The organism is Fodinibius salsisoli, from assembly GCF_026229185.1.
GTDB classification, from domain to species: Bacteria; Bacteroidota; Rhodothermia; order Balneolales; family Balneolaceae; genus Fodinibius; species Fodinibius salsisoli.
Genome location: NZ_JAGGJA010000001.1, coordinates 481242 through 499302, shown reverse-complemented (window position 1 = coordinate 499302; position 18061 = coordinate 481242). Strand labels below are relative to the sequence as shown.

Annotated in this window: 16 protein-coding genes; 9 read left to right on the top strand and 7 right to left on the bottom strand. The window is 46.7% G+C overall.

Translation table 11 applies throughout. The features are described from left to right. Positions 1 to 22: 22 nt before the first annotated feature. From J6I44_RS01990 to J6I44_RS01980, 3 genes are all read right to left on the bottom strand, one after another. A complete protein-coding gene (locus tag J6I44_RS01990; RefSeq protein WP_265764266.1) occupies positions 23 to 562 on the bottom strand; it encodes a carboxymuconolactone decarboxylase family protein in 540 nt (179 codons plus the stop codon). Between the two features lie 189 nt (positions 563 to 751). After that, complete coding sequence (locus J6I44_RS01985) at positions 752 to 1129, bottom strand: DoxX family protein (protein ID WP_350356666.1); 378 nt, start codon at positions 1127 to 1129, stop codon at positions 752 to 754. Between the two features lie 288 nt (positions 1130 to 1417). Next, positions 1418 to 1891, bottom strand: a complete 474-nt coding sequence (locus tag J6I44_RS01980; RefSeq protein WP_265764264.1) for a DinB family protein — start codon at positions 1889 to 1891, stop codon at positions 1418 to 1420. A gap of 369 nt (positions 1892 to 2260) precedes the next feature. Between J6I44_RS01980 and J6I44_RS01975 the strand changes: the two genes are divergently transcribed. Together J6I44_RS01975 and J6I44_RS01970 are read left to right on the top strand one after the other, a co-directional pair. After that, positions 2261 to 2668, top strand: coding sequence for a helix-turn-helix domain-containing protein (locus tag J6I44_RS01975; protein ID WP_265764263.1), 408 nt, complete (start codon positions 2261 to 2263; stop codon positions 2666 to 2668). A 53-nt stretch (positions 2669 to 2721) separates the two neighbouring features. Then, positions 2722 to 3024 carry a hypothetical protein gene (locus J6I44_RS01970; RefSeq protein WP_265764262.1) on the top strand — a complete coding sequence of 101 codons (303 nt, stop codon included), beginning with the start codon at positions 2722 to 2724 and terminating at the stop codon, positions 3022 to 3024. A gap of 59 nt (positions 3025 to 3083) precedes the next feature. Here the strand turns inward: J6I44_RS01970 and J6I44_RS01965 are convergent, their stop codons facing one another. Then, entirely contained in the window at positions 3084 to 3716 is a 633-nt protein-coding gene (locus tag J6I44_RS01965) for an NUDIX domain-containing protein (protein ID WP_265764261.1), read from the bottom strand. Between J6I44_RS01965 and J6I44_RS01960 the strand changes: the two genes are divergently transcribed. The 4 genes from J6I44_RS01960 to J6I44_RS01945 all read left to right on the top strand — a co-directional run bounded on the left by J6I44_RS01960 (position 3716) and on the right by J6I44_RS01945 (position 12012). After that, on the top strand, positions 3716 to 4306 hold the full coding sequence (locus J6I44_RS01960) for a CDP-alcohol phosphatidyltransferase family protein (protein ID WP_265764260.1): 591 nt from the start codon (positions 3716 to 3718) through the stop codon (positions 4304 to 4306). The two genes, J6I44_RS01965 and J6I44_RS01960, sit on opposite strands and share 1 nt — an antisense overlap. A 73-nt stretch (positions 4307 to 4379) precedes the next feature. Next, positions 4380 to 5333: a signal recognition particle-docking protein FtsY gene (gene ftsY / locus J6I44_RS01955; RefSeq protein ID WP_265764259.1), complete on the top strand. Its 954-nt coding sequence runs from the start codon at positions 4380 to 4382 to the stop codon at positions 5331 to 5333. A 111-nt stretch (positions 5334 to 5444) separates the two neighbouring features. Next, positions 5445 to 8513: a CHAT domain-containing protein gene (locus J6I44_RS01950; protein ID WP_265764258.1), complete on the top strand. Its 3069-nt coding sequence runs from the start codon at positions 5445 to 5447 to the stop codon at positions 8511 to 8513. Between the two features lie 580 nt (positions 8514 to 9093). Continuing rightward, positions 9094 to 12012, top strand: coding sequence for a CHAT domain-containing protein (locus J6I44_RS01945; protein ID WP_265764257.1), 2919 nt, complete (start codon positions 9094 to 9096; stop codon positions 12010 to 12012). Between the two features lie 35 nt (positions 12013 to 12047). On the opposite strand, the gene J6I44_RS01940 is transcribed toward J6I44_RS01945, so the two are convergent. Then, positions 12048 to 12260 (bottom strand): hypothetical protein, encoded by a 213-nt coding sequence (locus J6I44_RS01940; protein ID WP_265764256.1) that lies wholly within the window; start codon positions 12258 to 12260, stop codon positions 12048 to 12050. A 379-nt stretch (positions 12261 to 12639) separates the two neighbouring features. Between J6I44_RS01940 and J6I44_RS01935 the strand changes: the two genes are divergently transcribed. After that, positions 12640 to 13809, top strand: a complete 1170-nt coding sequence (locus J6I44_RS01935) for a glycoside hydrolase family 18 protein (protein ID WP_265764255.1) — start codon at positions 12640 to 12642, stop codon at positions 13807 to 13809. A 111-nt stretch (positions 13810 to 13920) separates the two neighbouring features. Here the strand turns inward: J6I44_RS01935 and J6I44_RS01930 are convergent, their stop codons facing one another. Beyond that, a complete protein-coding gene (locus J6I44_RS01930) occupies positions 13921 to 15624 on the bottom strand; it encodes a M28 family peptidase (protein ID WP_265764254.1) in 1704 nt (567 codons plus the stop codon). Between the two features lie 38 nt (positions 15625 to 15662). Further along, on the bottom strand, positions 15663 to 16406 hold the full coding sequence (locus J6I44_RS01925; RefSeq protein WP_265764253.1) for a segregation and condensation protein A: 744 nt from the start codon (positions 16404 to 16406) through the stop codon (positions 15663 to 15665). A gap of 167 nt (positions 16407 to 16573) precedes the next feature. Here J6I44_RS01925 and J6I44_RS01920 point away from each other — a divergent pair, with 167 nt between their 5' ends. Together J6I44_RS01920 and J6I44_RS01915 are read left to right on the top strand one after the other, a co-directional pair. Then, positions 16574 to 17119: an RNA polymerase sigma factor gene (locus J6I44_RS01920; protein ID WP_265764252.1), complete on the top strand. Its 546-nt coding sequence runs from the start codon at positions 16574 to 16576 to the stop codon at positions 17117 to 17119. Positions 17120 to 17220: 101 nt separating this feature from the next. Continuing rightward, positions 17221 to 18018 (top strand): tetratricopeptide repeat protein, encoded by a 798-nt coding sequence (locus tag J6I44_RS01915; protein ID WP_265764251.1) that lies wholly within the window; start codon positions 17221 to 17223, stop codon positions 18016 to 18018. Positions 18019 to 18061: the final 43 nt, after the last annotated feature.

Genomic DNA, 18061 nt, shown 5'->3' with positions numbered 1-18061 from the left:
ACAGCCTATTTGAAGGTATAGGTTAGTTAAATTTTAAATATCCTTCTGTAGCTAACTCTTTTCCATGTTCATCATAGGCGGATTCATCTTCGGGCGTGAAGGTTTCCAGTCCATCTACATAGCGGTTATAGAGGCAGAAGGCCGCGGCGATAAGGACGGTATCATGAATTTCTTTATCGGTGGCTCCTTCCTGGCGGGCGGCAGCAATATCTTCTTCAGAGACATGGCGTCCACCTTTCTGAACCTGCGCTGCAATGTTAAGCAGTGTCTTCAGTTTGTCGCTTACGGGGGCTGATCGAAAATCTTCGCGAACCTGTTCCACCAGTTTTTTATTTCCATCCAAAAGATGGCTGGCCGTAGCGCTGTGTGAGCGCATACAAAATTCGCATTCATTCCGAGAGGAGACCAGGCTGGCTATTAGTTCTCGTTCTCCCTCTGAGAGGGTTGACTCTCCGCGTAGCAAAACCTGGGCTAATTCCGTGAGTGGCTTGGCCGTTTCCTTAAATTGGGTTAGTAAGCCTACGATGCCCGGCATTTGATTATCAAGGTTGATATGAGCCATGTGAATCTTTTATCTAATGTTATGGTTTGAAACTGTTTTAAGTATGATTCTACTTTTTGGGGATTAAAACAAGTGCTTAAACGGCTTTGCTATTATTTTTTCCAGGTCCAGGTGGTCGCATATCTGCAAGGTAGATCCGCCAGACAGCGGGTGTTGCCGTCCGGCGGATGGGTGATAGAGCCCAATGATTTATTCAGTAACTCCTGAATCGGCGGGTGAATAACCTGCAAGAATCCATGCTGCACCGGCTAAGGCCGTGTCTTTGAGCAGGCTACTCATGGATGCCTGCATGGCCTGGCCAGATTCAGCTCCTATAACTCCCGGCAGGTGAATGCTTAGTGCAAAAATAAGAAGCATCACTCCAAGCAACAGGCAAGCCAGGCGTGCTTTCTTCTGAATGATGATGCTGACACATGCTGCCAACAAAGCGACGCCCGTTAAATAAATCCAGAAGACACCGCCCGGTATTGGAACCATGCCCGCCATTTGACTTCCATTCATAAAATGGAATAGTCCAAAAATTCCAAATGGTATTGCATATAAAAAACGACCTGCTTTTGATAACATATCCATAATTCCCTCTTTTTTATTGATGTTTAGAACTAAGTAATATAGATAAAAGTCATTTAATGTTAAATTGCATGGCAGGGTTACCACTATGGGAGGGGCTTAAGGGCATAGTTATAATAAAAGGAGGCTTTGAAAAACCTAATTGTCATCGTTCGCGAGTACTCGGGAGAGCGCGGCGATCTCCATTTTAAGCTTTCAAACGGAGATTGCTTCGCAGGCTCGCAATGACAGGTTTATTCTGAGGAGGTTTTTCAAAGCCTCCTAAAAATATAATGGAAGTAAGCCTTACCAGCTGCCAAGCATCCGTCTTATCAGAACGATCTGGCCGATATGATAAGCGTTATGATCGACGATAAGCATAGCTTCGCGGAAGAGCGTCTGGCCATCGCCGTGGGAGAAAGAGGTTTGGAGGTCGTTATTGGTATCGCGAATCATCGAACACATTTCATCGATGCCATCCCGTACTGCCTGCACCGACTGCTCAAATTCGTCTTTATTGGCTGGGGCAGCCGATTGGGGCCAGTAATCATCTGGCCAGTCAGGGGCTTGGTAAGAGGGGGTTTCACAAAACTCCAGGATGTCATCCTGGCTGATCCGGATATGTTCAATGAGCTGCCAGATCGTATGCGGCACGCCCTCGACCTGTATGCTGGACTGTTTGTACGTTAATCCCTGGACGGCCTGATTGAAATCCACATGGGCGTTTTTGCCTTCAAGCTGTTCCAGCAGAAGAGATCGAACGGTTTTAGATGGTTCCATGGTGGGTGACTTTCGATATTAGATTGGGATAGAGTCTTATCAACCAGTAATGTAGTAATGATCGTACTTAGAACAAAAAATATGAGATCAGGAGTGGGTGGAGAAGATGAGGAAATCAGAAAGAGAAAAGGGTGAAAATCGGGAGAGAAAAACAAAAAGCCCTGCGGTTGCAGAGCTTTCTTTCGAATCACTGTTTATAATATACAGCTATTGACCTATACGGAACAAGTTAAATTGGAATAGACTGCCTAACCTATAAGTAATATATAATTATCAATAATTTATGTTTATTAAATAGACAACTATTGTTAGTTTCAGTGGGTGTGTGATTGAGTAATCCAGAACGAATATTTTTATCATTTGTGCATTATGCCTAAAAAAATTGGTAATCTTACGCTGTACTCCGTTGATGATCTCCATGAACAACTCGGCCTTAGCAAAATGACGATTCGCGCCTATTTGAGGGAGGGGAAAATTCGGGCCCGGAAACTGGGCGTCAAATGGTATGTTACCGAAGAGGCCCTGCGAGAATATTTCGATACGCCGGCCGAGGGCAAGTCAGAAAAGTCCAATACTCCTAAAAATTTTCGATATATTTTGAAAGGTATTAACGATTTGGTGAGTGAGCAGGAAGAGTGTGATACCATTGAAGAGACCATCAGCTGTATTGAAAATCAGGCGATCATCAGCCTTTTCCAGGTAGAAGTGATCGATGAAAGTACCGACGAAGTAGTTAAGCTCATCAAGGCCCGGGATTTCCTGGAGCGTTATCAATAACGCCCCGCATGGTAGCCCTGCCCTGCTACTTATCAGATAAACTATAATTTCGGATGTTAGATTGTACTATGTTAGAAAAAGACGATACTAAACTCGAGATATTTGGATTCGGCGACGACGATGAGGATAACTTCTACTGCCTGGTGAATGTGAGGAAAAATCCGGAGGGTATTGATCTCGACAAGCTATCCAATGCAGATCCCCGAAAATTTGATGAAGTGCTCAACGAAATGGGCTGTATCCTGATGCTTCAGGGCGATGAGGTGGAAGAGCTGATCAATCGTGGTGACATTTCTGATACTGATTTGCATAAATCCCTGTATGAGCTATCCGTGGAGGAAGGTATTATTTCATAGACGGCAAACGTGGCGTGATAGTTATTTCTCATATTTTACGTTTACCGTCTCGCCTTTGTTCACTGAATACTAAACGGTCCCTCCTTTTGCCACCAGTGCCACGTTCGCAACAGGCTGACCATCGTTTTGCCGTCTGATATTTCGCCGGAATGGACCATCTCTATGGCTTCTTTGAAGGGCAGTCGTTCCTTCAGCAGGAACTCATCGTCATCCACTTGTTGATCAAAAGCTTCGATATCCCAGGCGGCATAGATATGGATGATCTCATCCGAATAGCCGATCCCCGGGTAAAAGTGACCAATATACTGGAATTGCTGGCAAACCAACCCGGCTTCTTCATTGAGTTCGCGCTCGGCAGTGGTGTCTGCATTTTCATCGGGATCGATCTTGCCGGCCGGCACCTCATGGAATATTTGAGAGACCGGGTAGCGAAACTGCCGCACCAGCATTACATCGCCATTTTCAAATACCGGCACTACTGCAGAAGCCCCCGGATGTTTAATCCATTCACGGGTAGAAGTAGATCCATCGGGCAGCCGGACATGGTCCAGGAAAACATGCAACAACCGGCCGTTAAAGATTTCTTCGGATGATTGGGTCTGTTCGATCAGTTTATGAGAGTCGGTCATGGGCAGAATTTTGCGTATCTTAAGCTGCTGAAGATCAAGTATAAGAAAGAATTTGGTTTCCATTGACAAAATCATACAACATAGATCAGAAAGAGGTAACCGTTCGGCAGGTGCTGTTTACCTGGTCGAACCTGATCTCTTTTTCACGCATCCTGGTGGCCATCCCCATTATCTACCTTCATTATTATAATGGTCAGCAGATAACGTGGGCCATTAGCCTGCTCGTTCTGTATGGTATTGTCTCAGATTACCTGGATGGATATATAGCCCGGCAGACCGATCAGGTTTCGGAATGGGGTAAAGTGCTTGACCCGGTGGCCGACAAATTCTGTGCTTTTATCCTGTTTTTATATGCCGTCTATATTGGTATTATTCCCCTGTGGTTTTTCATTGTGGAACTGGTTCGTGATGCGCTGATCCTAAGTGGGTCCCTCTACATTCAGCAGATGCATGGCAAAGTAGCCATGGCCGTCATGTCGGGTAAAATAAGCGTCAATGCCTTAGGCTTGTATTGGTTGTCGGTGTTTTTCTTTCCCGACGCTGAGCCGGCCCACCTGTTGTTTATGGGCAATTCACTGGCCCTTATGTTTTTCTCCTTCTTTGATTATCTTCATCGTTTCAACGAAATTCGTAAAGGCGTAGCATTTAACTGAATCATTATTGGCCACCAAAACATTATGGCATGAACCTTTTGTGAATACGTGGCTACATCAATAGCAAACAATTATGGGTTTTTTAGAAAAAATAGGTCTCAAAAAGAAAGAAAAGGTTGAGAAAGGGGTAGAAAAAAGCCGGTCCGGCATCATGAATAAGATCGGGAAGGCTATCGCCGGTAAAAAGACCGTGGATGCCGGCGTGCTGGACGACCTCGAAGAGATCCTTATCACCTCGGATGTAGGGGTTAAAACAACGGTAGAAATTATTGACCGTATTGAGGCACGGGTAGCCCGGGATAAATATTTGAATAGCAGTGAGCTGCAGGGTATCCTGCGGGAAGAAATCATTGCCCTTCTTAAAGATCATGCTCCCGATAAACCTGCGGATTTTGATGCGGAATTTCCCCAGAAACCCCATATCGTGATGATCGTCGGCGTAAATGGCGTAGGCAAGACCACCACTATTGGTAAGCTGGCCCACCTGTACAAAACGTCGGGCAAGAACGTAATGCTCGGTGCCGCCGATACCTTTCGGGCAGCTGCCGTTGATCAGCTTAAAATATGGAGCGAGCGGGCAGATGTGCCCATTATTCAGCAGGGGCAGAACGCTGATCCCGCTGCTGTGGCTTATGATACCGTAGAGTCGGCTAAGGCCAAGCAAGCTGATATTGCGTTGGTAGACACCGCCGGACGTTTGCACAATAAGAAGTCGCTGATGGAAGAGCTGGCAAAAATAAAGCGTGTAATGGGGAAGGTGGTAGAGGGTGCCCCACACGAAGTGCTGCTGGTGCTCGATGCCTCAACGGGACAAAATGCGATGCAGCAGGCCAGAGCCTTTACTGATTTTGTAGATATCACGGGGTTGGTACTCACCAAACTGGATGGCACAGCCAAAGGGGGTATCGTAATTGGCGTCTCGAACGAGCTGGATGTACCGGTCAAATACATCGGCGTGGGAGAAGAAATTGAAGACTTGCAGGTCTTCGACCGCGAGCTGTTTGTAAACTCTATGTTCAAGGAGTAGCAGGTAGCAGAAGGTAGCTTATATCGTAGTTATTTCCTCTCTTAGAAGATGCTGTTAATGGAGACAATCAGGTAGTTTTTTCAAGCATATTCAAAAACGAGGGCAATCCCCGTGCAGATTACGAACACTTTTACACGGCTACTGACAACTCTTTTTGGGGTTCTGGCCCTCACTGTGGCTGTTCAGGGGCAAGATGAGGCATCTACGTCGCCAGCTTATGCAAAAGGAGATGCTCTTCGCTTTGCCGCCCGATACGACTCTTCGAACACTTACCTTCAGCGCTCGGTTAAGGAATTTGAGGCATCCGATGATTCGCACCGAAAGGCGATGGCGATTTATAAGCTGAGCCTGAATAAATACAGTCAGGATGAGCCCGGGGAATCCGAACGACTGCTGGAGGAAGCGATTGTATTACACCAGCAGGATGGGCATAATGATCACTCCTTCCGGGTTAAAGCCTACCATCACAGGGGCGTACTTGCTGAGGCCCGGGCCGACTATAAAAAGGCCCTGGAGTGGTATCGCAAAGGATTAAAGTCTGCTGATAGTGCAAGGTTACCTAACCTGCAAACACGATTACTTGCCAGTATTGGCGACGTTTATCAGTCCCGGGGAAATTATGACCGGGCGCTGCAGCAGTTGGGAAAAGCCGAATCATACTATCACCGTAACGGAGTTGAGGATAAACGGTTGTTGGGCCGCATTTATAACAGTTACGGGGTGGTGCACCAGGGCCAAGGCAACTGGGAAACGGCCCTGGAATATTACCGGCAGTCCCTGGAGATCGATCAGGAAATTTTGCCCCGGCCTCATCCCGACTTGGCCAAGGGTTTCAACAATATGGCCATCACTTATTACTATCAGGGTGATTACCAGCGGGCGCTGGACCATATGAAGAATGCGACGCAGGTGTTAGCAGATTTCCATGGCGAAAATCACCGCTTGGTCGCTGCGGGGTATAATAACGTGGGCATCGTCTATTCGGAGATGGATGAACTTGACAAGGCTACCGATTACCTCAAGAAAGCACTTGCCATTAAAAAGAAACTGCTGGATAATGGCCATCCGGATATTGCTATCGCCTATCAAAATCTGGGGGCTATTCATTACGATATGGGGCAGTATGATGAGGCGATCACCCACTACAAACAAGCTGAGTCCTTATATTTGGATCACTTTCCCGAGGGACATCCGGAGCTGGCCAATACGTATGCCAACCTGGGGCAGGCCTACGCCAACAAGCAATCTTATGACAAAGCACTCGATTATTACCAGCAGGACCTGCAGATAAATTTGGATAAATTGAGGGCGGACCATCCCTTCATCGGAGATACCTACACCAAAATTGGCGAGACCCATGGCATGGCCGGGAATTATGAGCAGGCGCTCAAATATTTCAGGCAGGCGGCGGATATTTTTATCAGAGGATCGGGCAGTGAGGTCGCCGCTCAACAATTGCCGATTGAGGAGGTGCTCTATCCTACACAACTGGTAGAGACCCTGCAGCAGCAGGCCCGGGTATTGCAAAAGTATGCGGATCAATCCGGTGAAACATCTCCGCTGAAGCAGGCGATGCAAACGTACCTGAAGCTTACGCAGCTGGTCGGCGATCTCCAAAAATCCTATCATCGCAAAACATCGAAGCTCCAGTTGCGAAAGCGCAGTGCTGAGATCTATAAACAAGGCTTTACAACGGCCTGCCAGTTGTTGCAGAAGACCGGAAATGCCGATTATAAAGAGTATGCCTTTTATTTTGCCGAGAAAAGTAGTGGACAGCTCTTGCTTGAGCAGCTACAACACCTGCAGGCCCGGAAGTTTGCCGGAGTGCCCGATACGCTTATTGAACAAGAATATGAGCTTAAAAGTCGGCTGACAACCTTACAGGAAAAACTGAAGGTACAGGCCGAACCGTCCCAATCGACCGATTCGCTCCGACGGAGATCTCTTGAGGATTCCCTTTTCCATAGCCGGCAGGCACTCACACAACATATGGAACAGGTGGAGCAAGGCTATCCCTCCTATTATGAGCTGATGTACCAGCCGCTGGTAGTACGTGCGGCCGAGGTACGCCGAAAGATGCTGGCCGGTAACCAAACGATGATCCGATATTTTTGGGGTTCTGATGATTTGTATGCGTTTGTACTGACCGAAGAAGAGACCCGGCTGCGAAGGCTGCCTGTAGATTCTCTTCTGGAGGAAAGCATCATCCGGTATCGCAAACAGATGCGGGAAGTGAACTCAGTAAAGGCCTTTGTCGAGGAAAGCTATTACCTCTATACCCAGTTATTTGATCCCCTGCGGGATTTGATACAGGGTAACCAGCTGACCATTATTCCGGATGGGCCACTGCATCATTTGCCTTTTGAAAGCTTGGTAACCCACGCAATTACGGAGGATGCTGCCGAACGATTTCATGAATTGCCGTACCTGGTGAAGGACTTCACCATCAGTTACGCTCCTTCCGCCAGTTATCTCCAGGTTAGCCGGGCCACCACGACGGATGAACGGCAGCGGTCCTTCCTGGGGGTCGCACCCGGATTTGATCCGGACCAGAAGGCCGGCCGGCAGCGGAGTTATCCCCATTCTGATCGTCCCCTGTCGCCGCTGCCGCTTAGCAAACGGGAAGTGGAAACACTGGGAACGCTTTTTGAGGAAGAACATTCGTTCCTGACCCCGGAGGGCCAGCCGGCTCTTTTCCTGGAGGATGAAGCGACTGAAAATGCTTTTAAAGATATTCCGCTTACGAACTATCGTTATATCCACCTGGCCACCCACGCTGTTGTGTCGGAAGAAGATCCCGGGCAATCGGCCATCTTATTCTCGACCTCGGAGCCGCAGGATGATGGCGTATTATATACTTCAGAAATTTATAACCTGCAGCTGGATGCCCGCCTTGTAGCGCTCAGTGCCTGTAAAACCGGTATTGGTTCGATGGCACGGGGAGAAGGGATGATGAGCCTGAGCCGGGCCTTTCAGTATGCCGGTGCCCAAAACTTGTTGGTTTCGCTCTGGGATGTCGATGATCGTTCCTCAGCCCGGTTGATGGAGGACTTTTACCGGCACCATTTACAGGATGAAGGGATGCCTTTGGCGCTTCAGCGAACTAAGAGACAGATGATTAAGGGTGTTCAGTATGCGCATCCCAAATATTGGGCACCATTTATATTTATTGGCCACTGATATGAGAAGGGGCTCCTTGCAACAAAAAAGCCACATGCTGATAGACAACATGTGGCCGGAATGAAGTTGGTTATCTAAATCAATGAACGATCTAATTAAGTTGACCGGCTATCGTCGTCATCGTCATTCTTGGTCTCTTCTTGGTCCGGTATAGCTGAAAAAGCTAATAAGGTGGAACTATCTAAAGGTTCTAACATAATATCTCCTGATTTGTTGAGTGTTATTTGTACTATAAGTACCCCATTTCAAACTGAGCACCATAATAAAGTGTCATAATTTTGGTACAAATGCCAGTTTTTAAATGGTTAGGATACTTCTATTTTATATTTTAATGTGATGGGCCTTATAGCAAAGGTTTTAGGGGGCTTTGAAATACTGGTACATATTTTCCCGACTGATCGGGACTGCGCTCAATATGACGTCAGGCTGAGTGCAGTGAGACCCAATTTTTATAGGGGCGAATGTAGTTGAAGAGTAAACAGTTGGTTTTAAAGTCCTCTTAAAACAGCTTGGATTACTAGTGTACTTTAAAAAATAAAGCAGGGAATTATTTCAATCGGTGGGCTTTAAAATAAATATCATGAATAAACGGTGGCTACTCTTCTTTGGGATGCTTTTGGGGCTGCCGCTTGCTTTGTGGGGACAAAGCGTACAGTTAGCCGACTCATTGCTGCAGCAGGGCAAGCAGTATGACCAGGGCGGCAACATGGAGCAGGCCGAGTTTTATTACCGGGAGGCCTACCAGATCTACCGGAACTTTCAGGATACTACCTCATGGCTGGAGGCGGGCAAGGAATATGCCAGCGCAATGGTCTATCGCTCGAAAAATGAGGAGGCGATGACCCTCTATAAAATGCTCCTTAATGTCGATCATCCGGCCAATGATGCCTACAACCGGGGTGATCTGTACAATAGTATGGGCTGGTCTTCCAGCAGAATTGGAAAAACAGATGAAGCATTATCTTTTTATCAAAAATCAATGCCTTTGGCAGAGCAATCGGGCGATAGCTTACTGATTGGAGTAGTCTATGATAATTTGGGAAGCGTGTTCAACAAAAAGGGAAATTTAGGTAAGGCATTGGAGTATAGCCAAAAAGCACTTCTTTATTTTCAAGGATTAGGTAATAAGAAAAGCATTGCAATTACTTTAAATAATATTGGGAGTATTTATAAAGCCCTTTCTCTTTACGAAAAGGCGTTGGAGTATTACACAAAAAGTATCGGCATTCGTAAAGAACTAAATAACGTTTTTATGATGTCGGTGAGCTATGGAACTATAGCAAGCATACAAAGAGAATTGGGAAATTATAGTCAAGCATTGACTGCCTATCAAAAAAGCTTAAAGTATAGTCAGCAGGCTGGTGTCCCACAGAGAATAGGTCTTGTACTGAACAACATCGGGCTTCTTTATAAAACCTTGGGAGAATATGAAAAGGCGAAGGATTATTACCGGCAAAGTTTAGCAATGAAAGAGAAAGTGGCGGGGCCGCAATCGATCGCTACGACGACCAAAAACCTGGGGAAACTGCTTTGGGAGCAGGGCCAGACCCAAGAGGCCGCCACTTATTTTAAGAAGGCTCTGGCGTTGCGAAAAGAAGTGGGCAACCCGTACGACATTGCTTCTTCGCTCAACACCATGGTGGAGCTGGCGCTGGAGGAGCAAAAATTTGAGCAGGCCCGAGTCTATGCCAGCCAGATTAAGTCCATAGGCGATTCAACGGAGAGTTATGAGATACGGGAAAATGCTTCGGCTTATTTGGGCGAAATAAATGCGGCGGAAGGGAAGGATGAATCTGCCTTAACGCATTACAAAAAAGCGTATGCCTACAGTACCTATTTGCCTAGAAACAACCGGCTGGGGATCCTTAAGCAGCTGGCCCGGCAGTACCACAAGCTCAATTCCGATAGCGCGGTGGTGTACGGGCAGAAAGCCGTTGATATCATTGAGGAAGGGCGAGGCAAGGCGGGCGCCGTCTCTAATCTGAAAACCGGCTATTTTAAAAAACATTCTGACTTTTATACCGAGCTGGCCTCCTGGGTGCTCAATTATACCCAAGACACGCCGCGGGCTTTTACCCTGGTTGAACAGGCCAAGGCGCGCTCCTTCAGTGATGACCTGGCCAAAGCTACCCAGAATATTGAGCAGCAGCTGCCCGAGGAGGTCCGCATCCAACGCAACGAAAAACAGAACAGGATCGACAGCCTCTACACCCAACTGGAGCGGGCGCCAGACGCGCAGCAACAGGCTCGAATCAGCGAGCAGATACGTACCACAGAGCTTAATTATGCGGCCTATGAAAACCGATTAAAGGAAGAGTACCCGGTGTTGCAGAAGCTGGATCTCCCGGAACCTATCGCCCTGCAGCGGGCCCAAAGCCTCACCGATGATCAGACGGCCGTACTCGAGTATGCGGTAGCGGGCAACGAGTTGATCCTGTTTCTTATCGGTCAGGATGAGGTGCGGGTAGAGCAGTTTTCGTATCCGGCTAATCAGTCCTTAGACAGTGCGCTTACGGCCCGGGTAACGGCATTCAGAGACGGAATATTAGCCAATGCCGATAAGACACAGCTGCAATCGCAGTCCGGTGAATTGTATGAAATTCTCATTGCCCCCTTCGAGCAATCACTCAAAGAATACGAAAACCTGATCATCGTTCCGGACGGCGCGCTGGCTTATCTCCCGTTTGAGGCGCTTTTGCAGGATGATCGGTACCTGATTGAAAACTTTAAAATAAAATACGAGCCTTCCTTAACGAGCCTGGAGCTTCTGGAAGAGGCATCGACCAAAAATCGCAAAGAACTATTGGCTGTAGCAGGATCGCAATCATCAGATGGCGGAAGTGCTTTAAGTTCGAGCCGTCTTTCAGCCTTGCCTTCCACGCTTATTGAGGTCGATTCCATCGCCTCCCACTTTCAGCAGGTGTCCATGCTGAAAGATGAACAGGTTTCGGAACAGGCGTTTAAGAATTTGCTGCAGCAGAGTCGGTATCAGTATGTGCATATGGCCACGCACGGGGTCATCGACGAGGAGCGCCCGGGGCGCAGTGGGCTGGCCCTATCAACAGAAGGAGATATTACGGCTTCCTCCAGGGAGGATGGGATGCTGCGCAGTTCGGAAATTTTTGGGCTCAACATGAGTTCGGATATGGTGGTACTCAGTGCCTGTAATACGGGCTTGGGGAAAGTGGTCCGGGGAGAAGGCATGCTGGGTATGCAGCGTTCTTTCTTTTATGCGGGCGCTTCTACCGTGGTGGTGAGCTTGTGGAGTGTGTATGACCGCTCAACAGCTTCGCTGATGAATGAATTTTATAAGGCACTTATCGAAGGCAAAGGCGAAGAGGGATGGGTTGATGCGACGCTCCGATGGGTCGGCTGGGATACTTCTATTCCTTTTGGAGAGAAAGCAACGGCTATGCGCCAGGCTAAACTACAGATGATCAATCACCCCTTGTTTAATCATCCGGTTTACTGGGCGCCATTTATTGTAGTGGGAAGGTGAAAGAGACAAGTGAAAGACGGCAGACGTCTTATTTTTTAGTTTATAGGCCTTTCTAAAAACGTGTCAAAGGGACGCCCTCCCACCGGAAGAATTTCTGTCTGACCAGGGGCTGCCTGCAAACCGTTATCAGCGGCAATGAAATCTGTTAGCACCGAGGAGTTAAATTCTTCTTGGCTTTTCTTCCAGCTCTGCTGGTCCCGAAAACTTTCGGGGTTGTGCCAAGACAAAAGGCGAAAAAATAAAAACATTACGTGTTCCATTTTTGGGATGGCCAAAAGATGATAGAGAACTATTGCTCTATTTTAAAACAATGCCGTATGTCTATTACTTTTTTGAATGAGCAAATTCCGAAGTGTCGGGACCAAGTAAACGGGAACCCGGGTTGTCACTTCAAGCGCAGCGAGGAGTCTCAAGTGGGAAGTAGGCTGGTAATCACTCATCGGATGAGTGATTTAGCTTAGCACCGAATAAGAGCTCTTGTTACTCATCCGATGAGTCTATGAGTTTTCAACCTGTAACTTATAACCCCCAACCTATTTACAATAACATTTTTTTACGTCCAAGGCCTGCGAACAAAAGAAAAATATTTGTAAAATAGTATTACCATTTTAACCAAATTTTAGAGCCATGATTTACTCGATTTTTTCCTCTGCCAGGCAACTCATTCAGTTCGCTATAACCGCTTTGCTGTTGCTATTTCTGTCTGTTGGCTCTGGAATTGCACAGCAGACCAGTGCATCGGAGTCCCCTTCCTATCGCATTATTGCTTACGCCGATGGCAGTAAAAACAGCTGGAATATGGGCGTCGATATGCTGACCCATATCAACTACTCATTTGCTCATGTTAATGAAGATGGGGAAATCTATTTCCGCAATGAGCTCGAAGCAGCTCAGCGATTAGCCCGGCTGCAAAAGCTGAAGGCAAAAAATCCTGATTTAAAGCTTTTGGTTTCTGTGGGCGGATGGGGTGCTGACGGTTTTTCGGATGCAGCCCTGACTAAAGAATCGCGCGATATTTTTTCGGAGAGCGCGCTCGAGCTTATCAAAACGTATGGTCTGGATGGCATCGATATCGATTGGGAGTTTCCGGGTCAGCCGGGACCGGGGATCAAATACCGGCCCGAGGACAAGCAGAACTTTACGCTGATGATGAAATCCCTCCGCACACATTTGGATAGCCTGAGTAACGAGCGCGGACTCTCCGGCGATGGTCGTTATCTGCTTACGATTGCCAGTAACGATAATCAGTCATTTTTTGATCATACCGAGATGGGTGAGGTGCACCAATACCTGGACTTCGTCAACGTGATGAGCTACGATATGTTTACCGTCGGGTCTGAGACCACCGGCCACCATACCGGGCTGTATCAGTCCTCGCCGGATGCCCCGACCCGAACTACAACAGCCGCAATCCAGCGCCACCTGGATGCCGGAATTCCGGCAAATAAAGTCGTCTTGGGAGCGGCCTTTTATGGGCGCAGCTGGTCGGGCGTACATCCAGAAAATAATGGACTCTACCAGCCTTTTGAGGAATTTTACCAATTTATTTCCTACGAAAAACTACAAGCCGAATTTATCAATAAAAATGGCTTTAGCCGGTATTGGGATGAGGGCGCCAAGGCCCCCTATTTGTGGAATCCGGATAAGCAGATTATGGTAACATATGAAGATCCTGAATCATTAAAGCATAAGGCAGATTATATTAAAGAGAAAGAGTTGGGCGGCGTAATGTATTGGCACCACAGCTACGATCCCACAGAAAAATTGCTGGAAACGCTGTATGACGGGCTTAAGTGAAAGGGGAAATAAGGGTATAAAGGAAATAAACCACACAATGGCGCGAGCGTCCGCTCGTGCCTCATCATACATAACTCCCTTAAAATCTTGTTTCCCCTATACCCATATACGCTAATCTCCTTTCGTGATTTCAATAAACTCCTGGTTATCTACGGCCGGGGGCTCTTCCGTGTTGGCCAGCAGCACCGCTGATGTGTACATGGTTCGAACTATTTTGGCCATTTTCTCGAAGCGTATTTTGTGGACTTCATCCGAAGGCCTGTGGTAGTCTTCGTGAATGCCCGTAAAGAAGAAGGCAAAAGGAATGCCCAGCCGGCCAAAATTCCAGTGGTCACTGCGCCGGTAAAACTGGTTGGGGTCCTGCAGGTCATTATATTTTTTATCGAGTGCAATCTGTCCGGATCGGCTGTTAGCCTCTTTGATCAGGCTATCCAGGTCGGAAGAAATAATTTCGCTCCCGATGATATAGGCATAATCTTCAACGCCCTCCTGTTCATGCTCTTTATCGATGCGGCCAATCATATCCGTATTCAGGTTGGCAATGGTTTTGTTGATCGGAAATACGGGATGATCGGAATAGTAGCGAGAGCCGAGCAGTCCTTTTTCTTCACCACTAACATTTAGAAACAGGATGCTTCGCTTCGGTCGAACGCCGTTTTCAGCAGCCTCGCTGAATGCCTTGGCGACGTTGACCAGGCCAATGGTACCGCTGCCGTCGTCATCCGCGCCGTTATAGATGCGATCGCCGGTAGAATCGGGTTCGCCAATACCGACATGATCGTAGTGAGACGTCATGACGATAATTTCGTCTTTAAGCTGTGGGTCGCCCCCCTCCAGTAAGGCCAGCACATTCTCTGTTTGAATTTCGGTTTCGGATGAATAGGGAATCTGGGTGAGCGCAAATTCAAGCTCTTTAGGGGTGAAATCCGAAATATTTGCAATCAAGGTATCCCGGTGTGAGTTCAAGGCGTCTTCACTATCCAGGTGCAGCAATTGGGCTGCCATTGCCGGACTTAAAATATTATATCCTTTGCTGAATCCGCCGGAGTCACCTTCGCGATAGGCCAGTCGCATGTTGGAAGGCGTGCCGAACTCACCTCGTTGGCCCGTTGCCGACTGTTGAAAGGCTTCGCGGTCCATATCCGGAATAAGTAAAATCCCTTCTGCTCCCTGGCTGAAGATGGCGTTGAAGCGAGCCCGATTGCCAATCTCCGGATCAACTAAGGTGTCTCCATTAGCAGTATGGGGAATTTGTTGAAAGACCAACACCCATTTGCCCTGTAGGTTGGCTCCTTCTAAATGGTTAACTCCCCGGTCCGGATCGTTAATGCCAAAACCTGCAAATACAATATCTCCTGACAGGGAGTCGGTCCCTCCGAATGATCGGATATATTCTGCCGAGGAGTTGGCGCTGGCCACCGAGTGGCTAATCAATTCTTTTTGGCCTTCTTTTGTAGCAAAGGTCTTAAAAACAACGCTGTCCCTACGGCTAGCATTAAGGGAGAATTTCTGTAAATAGGTTCCGTCATCACCGGCCGGTTGTAATCCCAATTGGCGATACTGGCCAGACAGATACTCCGCCGCTTTTTTTTGGCCGGGCATGCCGGTTTCACGTCCTTCCATAGAATCCGCGGCGAATGCTGTTAGGCGCGGTCGCATAAAATCGACGGTTATTTCGTCTTGATAGGTAATGAGCGCATCAGTGTCGGTAGAGGGCGTGGGCTCTTGTTGTTGGGTGGATTCGGTGGGACTGCAGCCAGTACCAAGGGCACTTAACAAGAGACCAACGACTATGATCCGTATCTTCATTTTCATATAGGATATATTGGAATTAAAAGTACTATTAGGGGAAATCAGTTGGAGCTAATAATTTCATCCACGGGTTTAAGGTCGAGAAAGAAATCGGTAGGATCGTCGTTTTCAACATATAAATTGATTTGGCGCTCTTTCAGCATTTCCAAAATAGCCAAAAAGGTGACCACGATTTTAGTTCGACTCTGAAGTTCCAGGCACATTTTTCTGAATGCGGTACGTCCCCGGTTTTGCAGGAGATCAAGCACATATTCTGTCTGCTCCTCAATGGTATGCTGTACCTTCTCTACGTGATGAACCGTATTCTGTTTTTTGATATCCGTCAGCACCTTTTTAAAGGCTGCCATCAGGTCGAACATGGTTACATCCTTCAGGGCTTCTCCGCTGGCTTGTTTTTCGACCTGGTCGGCTTCGAGGTAGCCACGGTAGTGCTTTTTCTGGGCCTCTTCTTCAATTGATTCCATTTTTTCCGCCATCTCTTTATAGCGCTTGTACTCCAGCAGCTGTTGGACAAGTTCATAGCGGGGATCATGCTCGTCCAGCTCTTCGCCGGAATCTTCCTGCGGGAGCATCATTTTGGCTTTAATCGACATCAGCATGCTGGCCATCAGGATAAATTCGCTGGCTACATCCAGATCCAGCTCTTCCATCAGGCTAATATATTCCAGAAACTGGTTGGTGATGTAGGAGATGGGGATATCATATATATCAAGTTCATCTCTCTTTATGAAAAAGAGTAGTAGGTCTAAAGGACCTTCAAAATTTTTGAGCTGAACACGATACATAATCAATAATTAGAAGTGGTTTGACGGCTTATTGTACCGATACACCATGAAAAAAGGAAATATTTCCGGTTAATACTACCAAAATTTTTAAAATTAAGGCAGCTTGTTTTTATTATCTTAAGCTGAACTTTTTATTTCTACCTTATTACCGCCTATTTTTTGACTACATGGATTATTCGGAATTGGTGACGGCTATCAATAATAACGATACCCGTAAAATTAATAAACTTATTGATTTAATTCGTCCCCGTCTTATTGCTTTTCTTTGCATCCATATGAATGCCGGCGAGGCCGATGCCAAAGATATAGCACAAGATTCTTTGATCATAGCAATCGAAACCATCGAGGAAGATGAATTGAGGGAGCCCCAACAGGTTATTAAGTATATGCTGTCAATATGCAAAAATAGGTATCTTAAGTATCTAAAAAAGCAGAAAAAAATTTCGGCGACTGATATATCAAAGCATCAGGAGCAAGGTCCCAATCAGTTGCAGGCGTTATTAAATAAGGAGCAAATGCGTTTACTGAGGCTGTGCCTGCAGCAATTAAAAAAGAAGCATCAGCAGTTTATGCAGTTTTGGTTTGACCACCCGGATGCCCATACCAATAGAGTAGCTGAAAAATTTGAGATCAGCGTTAGCAGCGCCTGGACCCGCAAGCACCGGCTTATAAAGAGATTAAATAAGTGCTATCAAAAAAAAAGTAAATTATAATGTAAGGATTTGCCTTGAAAACGGTCTTACTTATAGAGGACATCATCAAAATCATGCTTTAAAAGCGAGGATGACCACTTTTTATAAAAAAATAAGCACATATGGTACGCAATAAAGAATTAGAAAAACAAATAGATGCCTATATTAAAGGGCATTTGGATGATCAAGAGGCTCAGGAATTGTGGGAGAATTTATTTGAAAATCCCGAATATATTGAACTGTTGAACACTGAAATAGGTGTGCAGTCGATTCTTCAAGAAGATGTTGGACAGCCACAACAAGATGATAAAAATCGCCATGCAGTGATTCATACACTGCAAAACTCATGGAAGTGGGTGGTGGCTGTTGCAGCCGTTGTTATTGTGGCTGTTGCAATTAATGTCTTAGAGCTCAACACGGAGCAGTCACTGAATGAATTGGCTCTTAAGGATATCAACCTGTCTGAGAATCTTGCATCGGCTCCTACACTGCGTTCTGTTCAGCAACAGCAGAGTCCCAGTGATTCTTTGCTTAATCTTGGTTTCAAGGCTGCAATTTCGGGAGATATTTCTGGAGCGGTGAAGTTTTATGATATGATTATCATGGAGCATCCGGAACAACCAGCTGCTGTACAAGCCCATATGAATAAGGGCATTATTCAGTTTAATGACCGTAGCTTTGAGGGGGCTATTGCTTCTTTTAAGCAAGTGACTCGTAAAGCTGAGCCGAAAGCCTTTATCCTGGAAAAAGGATATTGGTATCTAGGCAACGCCTATATAAATACGGACAGCCTGAACCAAGCTCATACCGCCATAGAGCAAGTCTATTCTATAGAGGGCATTTATTACAAGCCCGCTATCGATTTGTTGAAGAAGCTGGATGAAAAGCTGGGAAATCCTGAAAGAGAATACGACTTCTGAAATGTGGCTATTCAGTAGCAGGGTTTAGCAGTTATACAAGAGA

Excerpts from the sequence above, each read along its gene's own strand:
- J6I44_RS01915 (WP_265764251.1), top strand. The coding sequence starts at position 17,221 with ATGGTACGCAATAAAGAATTAGAAAAACAAATAGATGCCTATATTAAA.
- J6I44_RS01975 (WP_265764263.1), top strand. The coding sequence starts at position 2,261 with ATGCCTAAAAAAATTGGTAATCTTACGCTGTACTCCGTTGATGATCTC.
- J6I44_RS01920 (WP_265764252.1), top strand. The coding sequence starts at position 16,574 with ATGGATTATTCGGAATTGGTGACGGCTATCAATAATAACGATACCCGT.
- J6I44_RS01965 (WP_265764261.1), bottom strand. The coding sequence starts at position 3,716 with ATGGAAACCAAATTCTTTCTTATACTTGATCTTCAGCAGCTTAAGATA.
- ftsY (WP_265764259.1), top strand. The coding sequence starts at position 4,380 with ATGGGTTTTTTAGAAAAAATAGGTCTCAAAAAGAAAGAAAAGGTTGAG.
- J6I44_RS01940 (WP_265764256.1), bottom strand. The coding sequence starts at position 12,260 with ATGTTTTTATTTTTTCGCCTTTTGTCTTGGCACAACCCCGAAAGTTTT.
- J6I44_RS01980 (WP_265764264.1), bottom strand. The coding sequence starts at position 1,891 with ATGGAACCATCTAAAACCGTTCGATCTCTTCTGCTGGAACAGCTTGAA.
- J6I44_RS01930 (WP_265764254.1), bottom strand. The coding sequence starts at position 15,624 with ATGAAAATGAAGATACGGATCATAGTCGTTGGTCTCTTGTTAAGTGCC.
- J6I44_RS01935 (WP_265764255.1), top strand. The coding sequence starts at position 12,640 with ATGATTTACTCGATTTTTTCCTCTGCCAGGCAACTCATTCAGTTCGCT.
- J6I44_RS01970 (WP_265764262.1), top strand. The coding sequence starts at position 2,722 with ATGTTAGATTGTACTATGTTAGAAAAAGACGATACTAAACTCGAGATA.
- J6I44_RS01925 (WP_265764253.1), bottom strand. The coding sequence starts at position 16,406 with ATGTATCGTGTTCAGCTCAAAAATTTTGAAGGTCCTTTAGACCTACTA.
- J6I44_RS01990 (WP_265764266.1), bottom strand. The coding sequence starts at position 562 with ATGGCTCATATCAACCTTGATAATCAAATGCCGGGCATCGTAGGCTTA.
- J6I44_RS01945 (WP_265764257.1), top strand. The coding sequence starts at position 9,094 with ATGAATAAACGGTGGCTACTCTTCTTTGGGATGCTTTTGGGGCTGCCG.
- J6I44_RS01985 (WP_350356666.1), bottom strand. The coding sequence starts at position 1,129 with ATGTTATCAAAAGCAGGTCGTTTTTTATATGCAATACCATTTGGAATT.